The organism is Candidatus Neomarinimicrobiota bacterium (assembly GCA_041862535.1).
Lineage (GTDB): Bacteria > Fidelibacterota > Marinisomatia > SCGC-AAA003-L08 > TS1B11.
The window spans coordinates 1-14,111 of the sequence record JBGVTM010000045.1; the positions used below are offsets into that span (position 1 = coordinate 1).

17 protein-coding genes are annotated in these 14,111 nt (G+C 57.8%); 15 read left to right on the plus strand and 2 right to left on the minus strand.

Annotated features, from left to right (window positions below; translation table 11 throughout):
* The 15 genes from ACETWG_01785 to ACETWG_01855 all read left to right on the plus strand — a co-directional run.
* A partial coding sequence (locus ACETWG_01785) for an anthranilate synthase component I family protein (protein MFB0515317.1) occupies positions 1 to 1,139 on the plus strand: 1,139 nt, incomplete at its 5' end.
* Positions 1,136 to 1,705 carry an aminodeoxychorismate/anthranilate synthase component II gene (locus ACETWG_01790; GenBank protein MFB0515318.1) on the plus strand — a complete coding sequence of 190 codons (570 nt, stop codon included), beginning with the start codon at positions 1,136 to 1,138 and terminating at the stop codon, positions 1,703 to 1,705. The genes ACETWG_01785 and ACETWG_01790, both read left to right, overlap by 4 nt.
* On the plus strand, positions 1,702 to 2,700 hold the full coding sequence (gene trpD / locus ACETWG_01795) for an anthranilate phosphoribosyltransferase (GenBank protein MFB0515319.1): 999 nt from the start codon (positions 1,702 to 1,704) through the stop codon (positions 2,698 to 2,700). Before ACETWG_01790 ends, trpD begins: the two co-directional genes overlap by 4 nt.
* On the plus strand, positions 2,701 to 3,492 hold the full coding sequence (gene trpC / locus ACETWG_01800; protein MFB0515320.1) for an indole-3-glycerol phosphate synthase TrpC: 792 nt from the start codon (positions 2,701 to 2,703) through the stop codon (positions 3,490 to 3,492).
* A complete protein-coding gene (locus tag ACETWG_01805) occupies positions 3,489 to 4,124 on the plus strand; it encodes a phosphoribosylanthranilate isomerase (GenBank protein MFB0515321.1) in 636 nt (211 codons plus the stop codon). The genes trpC and ACETWG_01805 overlap by 4 nt, the downstream gene beginning before the upstream one ends.
* Positions 4,105 to 5,328 (plus strand): tryptophan synthase subunit beta, encoded by a 1,224-nt coding sequence (gene trpB, locus ACETWG_01810; protein MFB0515322.1) that lies wholly within the window; start codon positions 4,105 to 4,107, stop codon positions 5,326 to 5,328. Before ACETWG_01805 ends, trpB begins: the two co-directional genes overlap by 20 nt.
* Positions 5,325 to 6,137 (plus strand): tryptophan synthase subunit alpha, encoded by an 813-nt coding sequence (gene trpA / locus ACETWG_01815; protein ID MFB0515323.1) that lies wholly within the window; start codon positions 5,325 to 5,327, stop codon positions 6,135 to 6,137. Before trpB ends, trpA begins: the two co-directional genes overlap by 4 nt.
* Before the next feature lie 68 nt (positions 6,138 to 6,205).
* Positions 6,206 to 6,961 carry a prephenate dehydrogenase/arogenate dehydrogenase family protein gene (locus ACETWG_01820; protein MFB0515324.1) on the plus strand — a complete coding sequence of 252 codons (756 nt, stop codon included), beginning with the start codon at positions 6,206 to 6,208 and terminating at the stop codon, positions 6,959 to 6,961.
* Positions 6,962 to 8,035 (plus strand): 3-deoxy-7-phosphoheptulonate synthase, encoded by a 1,074-nt coding sequence (gene aroF, locus ACETWG_01825; GenBank protein ID MFB0515325.1) that lies wholly within the window; start codon positions 6,962 to 6,964, stop codon positions 8,033 to 8,035.
* On the plus strand, positions 8,010 to 9,275 hold the full coding sequence (gene aroA, locus ACETWG_01830; protein ID MFB0515326.1) for a 3-phosphoshikimate 1-carboxyvinyltransferase: 1,266 nt from the start codon (positions 8,010 to 8,012) through the stop codon (positions 9,273 to 9,275). The genes aroF and aroA overlap by 26 nt, the downstream gene beginning before the upstream one ends.
* Positions 9,272 to 10,186, plus strand: coding sequence for a shikimate dehydrogenase (locus ACETWG_01835; protein MFB0515327.1), 915 nt, complete (start codon positions 9,272 to 9,274; stop codon positions 10,184 to 10,186). Before aroA ends, ACETWG_01835 begins: the two co-directional genes overlap by 4 nt.
* Entirely contained in the window at positions 10,183 to 11,346 is a 1,164-nt protein-coding gene (gene aroC, locus ACETWG_01840) for a chorismate synthase (protein MFB0515328.1), read from the plus strand. The genes ACETWG_01835 and aroC overlap by 4 nt, the downstream gene beginning before the upstream one ends.
* A 17-nt stretch (positions 11,347 to 11,363) precedes the next feature.
* Positions 11,364 to 11,927 carry a shikimate kinase gene (locus ACETWG_01845; protein MFB0515329.1) on the plus strand — a complete coding sequence of 188 codons (564 nt, stop codon included), beginning with the start codon at positions 11,364 to 11,366 and terminating at the stop codon, positions 11,925 to 11,927.
* Positions 11,924 to 13,030 carry a 3-dehydroquinate synthase gene (gene aroB, locus ACETWG_01850; protein ID MFB0515330.1) on the plus strand — a complete coding sequence of 369 codons (1,107 nt, stop codon included), beginning with the start codon at positions 11,924 to 11,926 and terminating at the stop codon, positions 13,028 to 13,030. The genes ACETWG_01845 and aroB overlap by 4 nt, the downstream gene beginning before the upstream one ends.
* On the plus strand, positions 13,015 to 13,440 hold the full coding sequence (locus ACETWG_01855; GenBank protein ID MFB0515331.1) for a type II 3-dehydroquinate dehydratase: 426 nt from the start codon (positions 13,015 to 13,017) through the stop codon (positions 13,438 to 13,440). The genes aroB and ACETWG_01855 overlap by 16 nt, the downstream gene beginning before the upstream one ends.
* Before the next feature lie 46 nt (positions 13,441 to 13,486).
* On the opposite strand, the gene ACETWG_01860 is transcribed toward ACETWG_01855, so the two are convergent.
* Both ACETWG_01860 and ACETWG_01865 read right to left on the minus strand, forming a co-directional pair.
* Positions 13,487 to 13,675: a hypothetical protein gene (locus ACETWG_01860; protein MFB0515332.1), complete on the minus strand. Its 189-nt coding sequence runs from the start codon at positions 13,673 to 13,675 to the stop codon at positions 13,487 to 13,489.
* 45 nt (positions 13,676 to 13,720) lie between these two features.
* Positions 13,721 to 14,111 (minus strand): response regulator (locus ACETWG_01865; protein ID MFB0515333.1); only part of this gene is annotated, 391 nt, incomplete at its 5' end.

The following is a 14,111-nucleotide window of genomic DNA, read 5'->3' on the forward strand; positions in this document are numbered from 1 at the left end:
AGATTCCCGATTTTTGCGGTGGCTGGGTGGGATACTTGGGCTATGAAACCGCCGCTTGGATGGAAGAAGTTCCCGTCCATCCTGCTGAAAACGGGGCTATTCCTGATGCACTCTTTATGCTTTTTGAGACCGTCATGGCCTTCGACCACCTCAAGCAGGAGATTATTGTGTGCCATACGCGGCAGGTGGTCGGGGGTCAATCCTTGCGGCCTCAATACGAGGCGGCCTTGGCGGTGGTCGATCAAGTAGAAGAGGCGCTACACATCGATATCGACTACCAGACACCACCGGTCACCCGGAAGAGCCGGCTTGAAGCCGACATGAGTCCCCAGCAGTTCATGGCGGCGGTCAAACGGGCCAAGGAATATATCTTCGCAGGGGACATCTTTCAGCTGGTTATCAGCCAGCGCTTTAAGCGGGCCACCTCCGTGGAACCCCTCACCCTCTACCGCGCCCTGCGAAACATCAATCCATCGCCTTATATGTTCTTACTCCACCTCGAAGATTTCTCCGTTATTGGTGCCTCACCAGAGTTACTGGTAAAGGTGACTAAGGATATCATGGAGGTACGACCGATTGCCGGAACGCGTCCTCGGAGCCAGGACCGCGCCGAGGACGCCCGGCTGGCGGAAGAACTTCTAGCCGACGAGAAAGAAAGAGCAGAGCACCTCATGCTGGTGGATCTGGGCCGCAACGACGTGGGACGGGTATGCCGCTTTAAGTCGGTCTCAGTGCAGGAGTTCATGGTAGTGGAACGGTACAGCCACGTTATGCACATCGTGAGTGACATTCAGGGTCGGCTGTCGGACGGCAAGGATGCTTTCGACGCTCTGCTGGCCGGCTTCCCGGCCGGTACCGTCACGGGTGCCCCCAAGATCAGGGCTATGGAGCTCATTAATGAACTGGAGCCCATCCGTCGGGGCATCTATGCCGGTACCATAGGATATATTGACTTCCACGGCAACCTGAACACATGCATCGCCATCCGCACCATGCTCATCAAGGACGGGATTGTGAGCTTCCAGAGCGGGGCGGGGATTGTGGCTGATTCCGATCCTGAAAAGGAGTACCAAGAGACGGTGAACAAGGCGGAGGCCATTATGCGGGCTGTCGATTTCGCTGAAAAGGGATTGCAGTGATCCTCGTTCTGGATAACTACGATTCCTTTACTTATAACCTTGTGCAGTACATCGGCCACTTCACGGAGGAGGTTGAGGTGATCCGCAACGACGCCCTGCCTCTGGAAGAGCTGCGGCGAAAGTCACCGGAGAAGATCATAATTTCCCCTGGACCCGGCCGCCCGGAGAATGCCGGGCTATCGGTAGCGGTGGTGCAGGAGCTGGGACCCACCATCCCGATCCTGGGCGTTTGTTTGGGGCATCAGGCCGTTGCCGCCGCCTATGGCGGTAAGGTCGTCCAAGCCCCGGAAATCCGTCACGGCAAACTTTCCACCATCAAACATAATGGCCGCAGCCTGTTTAGCGGCATCCCATCACCACTCCAGGCCACCCGGTATCACTCACTTATAGTGGAGGAAGCTTCCCTACCAGCAGAGCTGCTAGTGACGGCCCGGAGCGATAGCGGTCTGGTGATGGGGATCGCGCACCAATCCCATCCCGTGCTGGGAGTGCAATTTCACCCCGAATCCATCCTGACCGAATATGGATTGCACATGATCGAAAACTTCATCGTGAGGTTCCCATGAAAACCATTCTAAACCAGCTCCTGGGCCACCAGGACCTTTCCATGCCCGAAGCCCATGACGTCATGGTACGCATCATGTCGGGCGAGTTTAACGATAGCCAAATTGCCGCCTTTTTGGTGGCACTCAGAGCCAAGGGTGAAACCTCTTCAGAGATCGCCGGTTTCGCCCAGGCCATGCGGGACAAAATGATCAAGGTGCCCATTTCAGTGGACGCGATCGACATGTGCGGTACCGGAGGGGATGCCAAGGGAACCTTCAATATCTCCACCGTCGCCTCTTTCGTGGTGGCCGGAGCGGGCGTCCCGGTAGCCAAGCACGGAAATCGCTCTGTCACCAGCGACTCCGGGTCGGCGGATGTCCTGGCGGCCTTAGGGGTGGACATCGATATGAAGCCCGACAAGGTTGCTGAAGCGGTTGAGCAGGTAGGGCTCGGCTTTATGTTCCCACCCTCGCTTCACCCGGCTATGAAGCACGTCATGCCGGCGCGGAGATCTCTGAGCATCCGTACCGTTTTTAACATTCTGGGACCCCTCTCCAATCCCGCCGGAGCCCAGCGACAGCTGCTGGGCATCTTTGACGGCACCCTTACCGAGACCCTGGCCAAAGTGCTCAGAAAGCTGGGCTCCAAGCAGGCATTACTGGTCTACGGGGAGGATGGCCTCGATGAGCTCACCACCACCACGTCCTCCAAGATGAGCCATCTGCTGGAGACCGGTATCGTGAAATCGTCGATTCTCAATCCAAGCAGTCTGGGTTTGCCCCGGGCGTCTCTGGCTGACCTCAAAGGAGGATCACCCGAAGAAAATGCCAAGATTACCATAGACATTCTCCGGGGACAGGTCGGCCCTAAGCGGGATGTGGTGCTGCTGAATGCTGCTGCCGGACTCATGGTGGGAGGGGCAGTGGCTGAACTTAAAGATGGTATTGCGCTGGCTGCCGAATCCATCGACAGCGGCCGGGCACTCAAGGTACTGGAAAACCTGGTAGCCTTCTAAATGTCTATTCTGGATGAAATATTAGCCCATAAGGCCGAAGAGGTCCGTCAACGCCAAGAACGCCATCCGGTGGAGGCCTTCCCTCCCAGGCCCGGCGAGGTGCGTGACTTTCGCGGGGCTCTAGGAAAGCCCGGGCTACAGGTCATTGCTGAAGTGAAGCGGAGATCACCATCTATAGGGAATATCCGGATGGAGCTGGAGCCTTCCCACCTGGCCCGCAGCTACGCCCAAGCTGGCGCGGCGGCGATCTCCGTTCTTACCGATGAAAAATATTTCGGCGGCAGCCTGGAACACCTAATGGAAGTGCGCACCGCCGTTGATCTCCCCGTGTTGCAAAAAGACTTTATTATCAGCGAGTATCAGGTGTACGAGTCCTATCAGGCTGGTGCTGATGCCATCCTCCTGATCGCCGATGCCCTGCCACAAGAACGGCTGGAAGCACTATACTGGCTGGCCCGTTCCCTGGGGCTTCACGTACTGGTGGAAGGCTATAGTGAGAGTGCCCTCACGCGGCTTCGCCAGCTGATGCCGCGATTAGCAGGCATAAATTCTCGGAACCTTGCCACGATGAAGATAGATCTGGAGTTCATGCTCTGGTCACGCCATCTCCTGCCAACAGCAGCTATTCACGTGGCTGAGTCCGGTATCGCTAACTCGGCCGACCTGGCCAAGGTAGAGCAGGCCGGATACGACGCCGCCCTCATCGGCACGGCCCTGCTTAGAGAAAGTGACCCCGGGGCTACCCTGCGCCGCTTTCTGGCCAGCCTCAACCCGGAGGAGTCATCGGGATGATACCCGTCAAGATCTGCGGTATTACCCGCGAAAAGGACGCCCGCCTGGCAGCCCAGCTCGGCGCAGCAGCACTGGGATTCATCTTCTATCCCCTCAGTCCCCGCTATATTACGCCCGAAAAGGCCCGGGCCATCGCTGAGGCAGTCGGCAGCCACCCTCGCAAGGTGGGGGTTTTTGTGAACGCATCTATAGAAGAGATCAACCACATTGTTGTCAAGGCAGGCCTGGACCTGGTGCAGCTAAGTGGCAATGAGCCGCCGGAGGTCTGCCGGCGCGTGACCGCCCCCGTGATCAAGGCCTTCCGAGTAGGAACGGATTTCCAACCAGCGCTTGCGGAACCCTATGATGTCCACGCTATTCTGTTGGATACCCATTCCCCAGGCAGTTTCGGCGGCACGGGCAAGACCTTCGAATGGTCCCGGATTAATCGGGACGCCTTCACCAGACCCCTAATTCTCTCGGGAGGGCTGAATTCCAGGAATATCCTCAGGGGTATCGAAGCGCTCCGTCCCCACGCGGTGGACGTCAACAGCGGCGTAGAGGCCAGTCCCGGCGTGAAAGACCATGTGAAAATGAACCGCCTGTTCGCTGTTCTATCCCAAACTCAGGCAGATGATGAACAAGTCTTCTAAGCTCAAGTCGTCAGGCTATGCTCAACCCGACAGCCATGGCCGCTTCGGTGAATTTGGTGGCCAGTATGTGCCGGAAACCCTGCTCCCAGCCCTTCAAGCCTTGGAACAGGCCTATGCAGCCGCGAAAGCGGATCGAAATTTCCAGGACGAATTGGATCATTTATTCCACCATTATGCCGGGCGACCAACACCTTTGTACCATGCCAGGCAACTCAGCAGAGAGTTGGGCGCCAACCTCTATTTAAAGCGGGAAGACCTGGCCTATACCGGCGCCCATAAAATCAATAATACTCTCGGGCAAATCCTGCTGGCCCGGCGGATGGGCAAGACGCGCATTATAGCCGAGACCGGTGCCGGCCAGCACGGGGTAGCTACAGCCTCGGTGGCGGCCCAATTCGGCCTGACGTGCCTGGTGTACATGGGGGAGGAGGACATGCATCGCCAGCGACTCAATGTCTTCCGCATGGAGCTGCTGGGTGCGGAAGTCCGGCCTGTAGCTAGCGGCACCAAAACCCTGAAAGAGGCCACCAGTGAGGCCATCCGCGATTGGGTTGCCAATGTAGAAGATACTCACTACCTCCTTGGGTCAGTCGTAGGCCCCCATCCCTACCCCATGCTGGTCCGTGACTTCCAGACGGTGATCGGACGGGAAACAAAGCTGCAATTCGCACAGCAGGTAGGAGGATTGCCGGACCTGCTGGTAGCTTGTGTGGGCGGTGGCAGTAACGCCATTGGTCTATTCCATCCCTTCCTGGACGACCCGGTGCGTATGGTGGGCGTAGAAGCCGCCGGTCGGGGATTGGACTCAGGTGCCCATGCCGCCACCCTTATTAAAGGAACCAAAGGAGTGCTCCACGGCTCAGCCAGCTATCTCCTCCAGACCGACGACGGGCAGGTACAGCTGCCCCACTCCATCAGCGCCGGTCTCGATTACCCCGGCGTGGGACCGGAACATAGCTACTTGAAGGAACGAGGCCGGGTGACTTATCTATCAGCCACTGATGACGAGGCCCTGACGGCCTTCCAGTGGCTGGCGGAAAAGGAGGGGATCATTCCGGCCCTCGAACCGGCTCACGCCCTGGCGGCCCTGCAGCAGAAAAAAATTGATCTCGCTGAAGGAATGAACGTGATCCTGTGTTTGTCCGGTCGCGGGGATAAGGATGTCCAGACAGTGGCCGCTGCCCTCGGTAGGGGCATCTCGTGAGGCGCATCGCCCGGCTCTTTCGCTCCCCCGGCAAAAAGTTGGTGCCCTTCTTTACCGCCGGCTTCCCGCAGCTGGAGAGCACCCTGCCACTGGTGCTGGCGGCCGAAAAGGCCGGCGCCCAGATGGTGGAAATCGGCATGCCTTTTTCAGACCCTCTGGCTGATGGTCCCGTCATCCAGCGCACCAGCCAGACAGCTCTGGCAAATGGCGTCACCATACCTTGGATCCTCGACACAGTAGCGCAAATTCGTAAGCGGTCTCAGTTACCCATCACTCTCATGGGCTACATTAACCCGCTTTTAAAGATGGGTCTGGAAACATTCCTTGCTCGTGCTCAGGCATCTGGAGTTGATGGGCTCATCATCCCTGATCTGCCACCCGAGCAAGGGGCGGAGTTCTACCAGCAGGCCCGCAAACTGGGCATCAGCACTATTTATCTGGTAGCCCCCAATACCCCGGACGCACGCATTCAACACCTGAGCCGGGAAGCGGAAGACCTCCTTTATGCTGTTTCCATACTTGGCGTCACGGGATCAACCCTGTCCGCCCGGCAGGGTCTGGCTCGCTACCTGGATCGGGTGCGGGCAGCATCAGAAGTCCCCTTTGTGGTCGGTTTCGGCCTGACCACCCCGGAAGACATACACCAGGTTGCAGCCAGAGCGGACGGCGTGGTAGTGGGCAGCGCACTGCTGGCCCGTATCGAAAAATCTAGCGACCCGGTCCAGGAGACGACTCAGTTCTTAAGAAGCTTAGCCGCGGCCTTAGCCCAAGAGAAACGACCCGCCGGTCAGGATAAAAGAAATGCGTAGCTCCCGCCGCAACCGGTTTACTAACCGGAAGGGAAGAACAACGGCACACTATTCTTAGGAGTCAAGCAATGACAGTCAAGGGAGAACGACCGAGGGTAGGTATCATCGGGTTCGGTCGTTTCGGGCCGGTGCTAGCCCGCCTACTCATGCCCAAGCATGAGGTGTTAGCCTATGATATTGTTGACATCACAGAGCGGGCAAGATCGGCTGGGGCTAAACCAGCCAGCTGGGAGGAGGTGGCGAAGGCCCCCACCATTTTCCTGGCCGTCCCAATCCGCCGCCTTAAGAAAGTGGTGGCCGCGCTGGTACCCGATGTAAAACCCGGCACCGCCGTCATGGACGTCTGTTCAGTGAAAGTCTACCCAGCCACCGTGATGAAAGAGTATTTCCCGCCGGCGATCACAACCATTGCCTCCCATCCCCTTTTCGGGCCCGATTCCAGTTACCAGGGATTCCAGAACCTGCCGCTGGTGATGTACCCCGTCTCCCCCCGCTCACAGCTGTTTGATGATTGGGTACGGTACTTTCGGGACCAGGGACTGCGGGTAATTGAGATGTCACCGGAAGAACACGACCGCCTTGCAGCCCGGAGCCAGGGCATCACTCACTTCATCGGGCGGGTGCTCACAGAGTTCGGCATCGCCCCCACCCCTATTGACACAGAGGGCTTCCGGGATCTGCAGCTGGTGGTAGAACAGACCTGCTACGACAGTTTCGAACTCTTTCACGACCTGGAAAATTTCAATCCCTACACCATGGAAATGATCGACGCCGTCATGAAGGCTGTGGATCAAGTGAAACAATCGATTCTACGGAGAGAATGAATGCTAGTTATAATGGATGCCCGCGCCACGGATGAAGATATCCAGCGGGTGGAAAACCGCATCCGTGAACTGGGTTACAAGGCCCACCCCATCCCTGGTGCTACCCGTCTGGCCATTGGCGTAACCGGCAACCAGGGCATCGAAGATCGAATTTACCTGGAGGGTTTGCCGGGGGTTCAGCAGGTCATCCCGGTGACCAAGCCCTATAAATTGGCCAGCAGGGAAACCAAGCCCGAAAACTCGGTGGTTACCGTGGGCCATGTTAAATTTGGTGATGGCAGTGTGGTGATGATTGCTGGTCCCTGTGCCGTTGAGAGTCGGGAGCAGACCCTGCGGATTGCTGAAGCGGTGGCTTCCCTGGGGGCGCAAATGCTCCGAGGCGGCGCCTATAAGCCCCGCACCTCACCCTACACCTTCCAGGGATTGGGTGAGCCGGGCTTGGTAATCCTAGCCGAGGCCCGAGAGCGAACCGGGCTGCCAGTGGTGACGGAAGTGGTGGACCCCGGGCTCGCCCCCCTGGTGGCCAAGTACGCCGACATGCTACAAATCGGCACCCGGAATATGCAGAACTTCGAGCTCCTGAAGGAAGTGGGAAAGCTAGGCAAGCCGGTCTTGATGAAACGGGGTATGAGCGCTACTCTCGATGAGACCCTCATGTCCGCGGAGTACCTCATGTCCCACGGGACCCACGATGTGGTTATCTGCGAGCGGGGGGTACGCACTTTTGCCAGCCATGCCCGCAACACCTTGGACGTAAGCGTTATCCCGGCCCTCAAGCAGGTAAGTCACCTGCCCATCATCGTGGACCCCAGTCACGCCAGCGGCAATCGCAATAGTGTCATTCCCCTGGCTCTGGCTGGTGTGGGTGCTGGTGCCGACGGCCTGATTGTGGATGTGCATGACGATCCCGACCATGCCCTGGTTGACGGCCCGCAGGCTCTTTTGCCTAAGGACTTCCAGGCACTCATGGGGCTGCTGGAAAAGGTTACCGCCGCATTGGGCCGCCAATTTGTCCTCCATCGGCAGCCAGGGAAAGAACCTAGCAACGATGCACTTGCGCTTGCCGGGAGATAAGTCCATCTCTCACCGGGCCCTAATGCTTGCGGCCCTGGCGGATGGTACTTCGCATTTAATGAACCTCTCACCAGGTGCTGACCTAACTGCTACCCGCCGCAGCCTGGCGCAGTGTGGCATTTCCATCCGCAAAGAAGGGGAGGAAATGATAGTGGAAGGTTGCGGCGGCAATTTCCAGTCACCGAAGGGAGATCTGGACGCGGGCAATGCTGGCACCACCGCCCGGCTGCTGACCGGGCTGCTGGCCGGGCGGGGCATTCACGCCCGGCTGACCGGTGATGCATCTCTATCACGCCGCCCCATGGGACGGATCGCAACTCCGCTCCAACAGCTAGGGGCCAGGATACAAATGTCTCCTAGAGGAACCTTACCCCTGAAACTATACCCCGCCAGCCTCGGCTCTCTGACTTATAGACTGCCAGTAGCCAGCGCCCAGGTGAAGTCAGCCCTGCTCCTTGCTGGTCTCGCCAGCGAGGGATCCGTTACGGTCATAGAGCCAGTGCCTACCCGCAACCATACCGAGCTCATGCTCCAGGCTCTGGGAGTGGACATCCAGATCTCCGGGAATCACATAACCATCGGGGCCGGACGGCAGACTATCCCCCCATTTACGTTGGCGGTTCCCGGCGATCCTTCTTCAGCCGCCTTCCCGGTTGCCCTGGCCGTCCTGCAACGAGACATGCAGCTGAACATCGATGATCTCCTGCTCAATCCCACCCGGATGGGATTCTACCACGCCTTACAGCGTATGGGCGCCCAGGTGACCTGGACCAGTAAGCGCCAGGCCTTGGGTGAGGAGGTCGGCAGCCTGACTATCCGTTCATCATCCCTCCGGGGTGTAAAACTCTCAGGAGATGAAATCCCTGCCCTTATTGACGAGCTCCCTATCCTGGCTGTGTTGGCCACTCAGGCTAAGGGCGAGACGGTAGTGCGGGATGCCGATGAGCTGCGGGTCAAAGAGAGTGACCGTATTAAGGCCGTATGCGAGAACCTGGTTCGCATGGGAGGCCGGGTGCAGGAGCTCCCGGACGGATTCCGTATTCTGGGCCCCACCTCCCTGAGAAGAGCTACGATCACCACCTACAGCGATCATCGCATCGCCATGGCCTTCACCGTGGCGGGCCGCATTGCTGCCGGCACTACCACCCTTGACGACCCTGACTGCGTAGAAATCTCATTTCCCGGTTTCCATCAGCTGATCGATCAAGTGGCGGGAAAAATATCGCCAGGGGTGCCATGAGATCCTTCGCTGTCATCGGTCATCCCCTTGGCCACACCCTCAGTCCCACTTTTCATAATTATCTCTTCGACCGGCTGGTCCTAGATGCCCGCTACAATGCCCTGAACATATCCCCACATGAACTGCCTGTGGTGACCCAGCAACTGCGCCAGGGCCACCTGGACGGTATTAATATTACCCTGCCTTATAAAACTGCCTTCCTGGCCCATCTGGATGAGGTGGCTCCCGACGCCGCACCGGTGGGGGCAGTGAATTGCGTCACCGCAGTTCAGGGACGCCTTACAGGCCACAACACCGATGTAGCCGGCATTCATTTTACCCTCCAGGAAGGTGGCTTCGATGCCAAGGGGACAAGCGTGCTAATTATGGGAGCTGGTGGTGCCGCCCGTGCCGCCATGGCGGCCCTGACGCAGCTGGGTACAGGCCATATCTGCGTAGCAGCTCGGAGAAAGGGGGCGGTGGAGAGCTTCCTGAACGATTTCCGCACGGCCATAGGTAATACGACTCTGGATGGCAGGCTTATGGATCCCGAACTGAATACTACACCCTACCAGCTACTTATCAACGCCACGCCGGTGGGTATGTGGCCCAAAGAAGAAACTTCCCCCCTCAAGGCGAACCAACTCCATCAGGGACAGACCGTTTTCGACCTGGTTTATCACCCGGAAGAGACTCTGCTTATAAGGCAGGCCACCAGCCGAGGCTGCCATGTAATTACCGGGCTGCAGATTTTTATCAGGCAGGGTCTGGCATCTTTGGAACACTGGTTCCCCGGCGTCATTTACAACGATATCGGCACTCTGAATCCAAGGATCGAGGTGTCCACCCTAAGGGCAGTGTTGCTAGATGCCATCAAGAAACGCGCCACCGATCCGGACACGGCGGTACAAGCAGGAGAATCGGCACAATGAGGAAACTTCGCTGGTTGACGGCCGGTGAGTCCCATGGTAAAGGACTAATAGGCATCCTTGAAGGGCTGCCCGCTGGTCTGGAGATTACCGAGGACTATATCGCGTTCCAACTGACCCGGCGGCAGCTGGGCCACGGCCGCAGCGAGCGCATGCAAATCGAAAGTGACCGGGCTGAAATTTACGCCGGTGTTCGCCACGGCAGAACCCTGGGATCCCCTATTGCTCTCATCCTGGCTAATAAGGATTGGGAGAACTGGAAACACATCATGTCGATAGGTCCGCCTGATCGGTCCATCAAACCGGTGACCGTCCCCCGTCCGGGCCATGGCGACCTGGCCGGGATCAAAAAATATGGCTTCGCCGATATCCGCAATGTGCTGGAGCGGGCCAGCGCACGCGAGACAGCTATGAGAGTTGCCTTGGGCAGTCTAGCTCGTAAATTCCTGTCTGAATTGCATATGGAGGTGGGCAGTCGCGTGATCTCCATCCATACCGCGAAAGACGATTTCGAACTGCCGGTTGGTCTATCTCCCGAAGGTCTCAACACCCGGGTGGACGCCTCCCCGGTGCGGTGCCTTAGTAAAAAGGCGGAGAAAGCCATGATTCAGGCCATCGAAAAGGCTAAGGCAGCTGGTGACAGTGTGGGCGGCACCTTCGAAGTTATCGCCGCGGGTATCCCCTACGGCCTCGGCAGCCACATCCAGTGGGACCTTAAGCTGAAAGCCCGCCTGACACACGCGGTAGTGTCTATTAACGCCATTGAGGGCGTAGAAATCGGTCTGGGGTTTGCTGGGTCCCAGCGCTCCGGCAGCGAATGTCAGGATGAAATCATCAGCGAAGGTGAGGCTGGACGTCTTACCCGGCCCACAAATAATGCTGGTGGAATTGAGGCCGGTATAAGCAATGCCCAGCCCATCGTGGTACGGGCAGTGATGAAACCACTACCCACCCTTGCGCAACCACTGCGGTCAGTGAATGTTCTTACGGATAAGCCTGAGCCGGCCCATAAAGAACGCACCGATGCCTGTGCCGTACCGGCGGCCTCCATTGTTGCTGAAAGCATGGTCTGCCTGGTCCTGGCCGATGCCCTGCTGGAAAAATTCGGCGGCGACAGTATGGATCAGGTAAAAGCCCATATGCAGGCCACAGCCCAATATTAACATTTGAGGTGCCTACCATGGATCTCGAATACCACACGCACCACCCAATTGCGACCGACAATATCTGTTTAATTGGGCTCATGGGCAGCGGCAAATCCACTATCGGCATCCTCCTGGCCCAGCGTCTGAGGTACACCTTTGTCGATCTCGACAAAGAGATATCAGTCCGCATGGGTCGCTCCATCCGAGAGATCTTCGAGCAGCTGGGCGAAGAGAAATTCCGTGATGAGGAGCGGAGCCAGCTGCGCCGCTTCTGCCAGCAGGAGCGGCAGGTCATCGCGTGCGGCGGCGGTGTGGTGGTAACCACTGACAATCTGGAATGCCTCCGTCGGCAGATCTCCGTCTATCTGAAGGCCTCACCGGAAACACTGGCCAAGCGAGTAGGAACCGGCCAAGGCCGGCCGTTGCTGAAAGGTGCCGTCTCTGTTACCCAGCGGCTGGCGACCATCCTCAAAGAGCGCGAGCCCCTGTACCTCGACTGCGCCAGAATTACGCTCATAACGGAAGGCAAGGACCCAAAGACTCTCGTTAAGGAACTGCTGGCACAAATGCCCACTGAAATCCTCCCTGTTACACGATGACGACCATTATCGTCAACTTGGGCCCCCGGAGTTACCCCATCCACATCGGTGCGGGCCTTCTTTCGTCCCTGCCAGATATCCTGGAGCCCCTGGAGGTAAGCGGACAGGTAGGACTGGTTAGCACTGCTAACATTCATGAGCTCTATGGTGAGGCGGTGGAAGTGGCCTTCGCCGCCGTTGGTTGCCAGGTCTCCACTGCGCTAATCACCGATGGTGAGGCAGCTAAGAATCTAGCCACCGTAGCCGAGCTTTATGATACTTTCCTGGAGGCCGGTCTCGATCGTTCTTCCACCCTCGTGGCCTTTGGCGGGGGTATGGTGGGTGACATCACCGGATTTGTAGCTGCCACTCTCTTCCGGGGAATCAACTACCTACAGATCCCCACTACCCTCCTGGCCATGGTGGACGCTTCTATCGGAGGCAAGACCGGGGTGAACCACCCCCGCGGTAAAAACCTCATCGGGGCCTTCCATCAACCCCAAGCGGTGCTGATTGATCCGGCCCTGGTACGCACTCTTCCGCGACGGGAAATCACTGCCGCTCTCGCCGAAATTATCAAGGCCGCAGCCATTGCTGACAGCCGGTTCTTCCAGCGCCTGGCTGAGAGCATCCAGCCACTGGTTGACCTGACAGATATGTCCCTCCTAGAAGAAGCCATCATCCAGGCATGTCGCATCAAGGCGCGGATTATCTCCGAAGATGAGCGCGAAGGGGATCGGCGGCGCATTCTCAACTTCGGGCATACTCTGGGACACGCCGTAGAGGCAGCCTTAAGCTATGGCACCCTAAGACATGGCGAAGCAGTGGCCGTGGGCATGGTAGCCGCTGGCCACATCAGTACCCGCGTAACAGGCTTCCCTCCGGGTGAACTGGAACTTCTGACCGCCACAATTGCCCGCCTCGAGTTGCCAAAACTCCCGACAGTCGACCAAGTGGCCATCCAATCGTTCCTGCAGCATGACAAGAAAGTCCAAAGAGGAGTTCTCCATTTCGTCCTGCTAGAAACCATCGGCCAACCCATAATTACATCCCAAGTTACTAATGATCACATCAAAGAAGCCCTTGACGAAATTCAGCGGAGGTTTGCATGCGATACCTGGTGATTCACGGTCCCAACCTGAACCTGTTAGGCCGCCGGGAACCAGAGATTTACGGCCACGAGACTCTGGAGGAGCTTAACGCCTGGATCAGGGAGTTACCTGATCTGACCGACGATAATCTGATCTTCTATCAGAGCAATCACGAGGGGGACCTCCTGGACTGCCTCCACGCCCACATGGGCAAGGTGGATGGTGCGGTCATCAACCCGGGCGCCCTCGCCCATACCAGCTACGCCCTCCGGGATGCCATCGCCGCCGTGGACTATCCGGTGGTGGAAGTACACCTATCAGACATCAATAAGCGCGAACCATTCCGCAAAGTGTCGTTGATTAAGGATGTCTGTGTGGCCCAGATCGTCGGTCAGGGCAAAAAGGGCTATCTGAAGGGACTGAAGATCATTAAAAAGGGCTAGGAAACCACCGAGATTCGGCCCGCGCAAAGACTTCATCCAACCGGCCTCATGACAGGAAACGGGCCGTAGCCGTAGCTATGTCCCCGATATTGCAGACCCGCGCAAATCCATCGGTTATGGCCAGGATATCCTGGTCCTCGATCCCCCGCTCGATGCGCTGCAGGATGATGCGGGTCTGCTCTTCATCGGTCAGGTACCGGGGTGGGGGGATGGACTGGGCGCGCAGGACAGTCATACCCACTAATAGAATTCACGACGATACAGCGGAGGTGGGACGGTCTCAGCTGCCCAGCACAGCCTTCACCATCTCAATCACATCTTTCAGTTTATACGGCTTGTGCAACACCTTTTGCACGCCGTATCGCTTGAGTTCAGCGATCTCGTCGGGTTCGAGGTAGCCGGAAGAAATAATAATCTTCACACTGGGGTCACTGGTGTGGATACGCCGGGCCAGTTCTTTGCCGTCCAGTTCAGGCATCCCCAAATCGGAGATGATCAGGTCGATTGCGCCGGGATGCTCCTGGAAGAACTGCCACGCTTCAACACCGTTTTCAGCTACATTGATCCGATAGTTCCAGGGAGAGAGCGCCTCAGCCAGGAGAGATCGTAAGGCCGGTTCATCTTCTACTACCAAGATACGCTCGCCTTTACCTTGAGCCCGCACTTTCAGT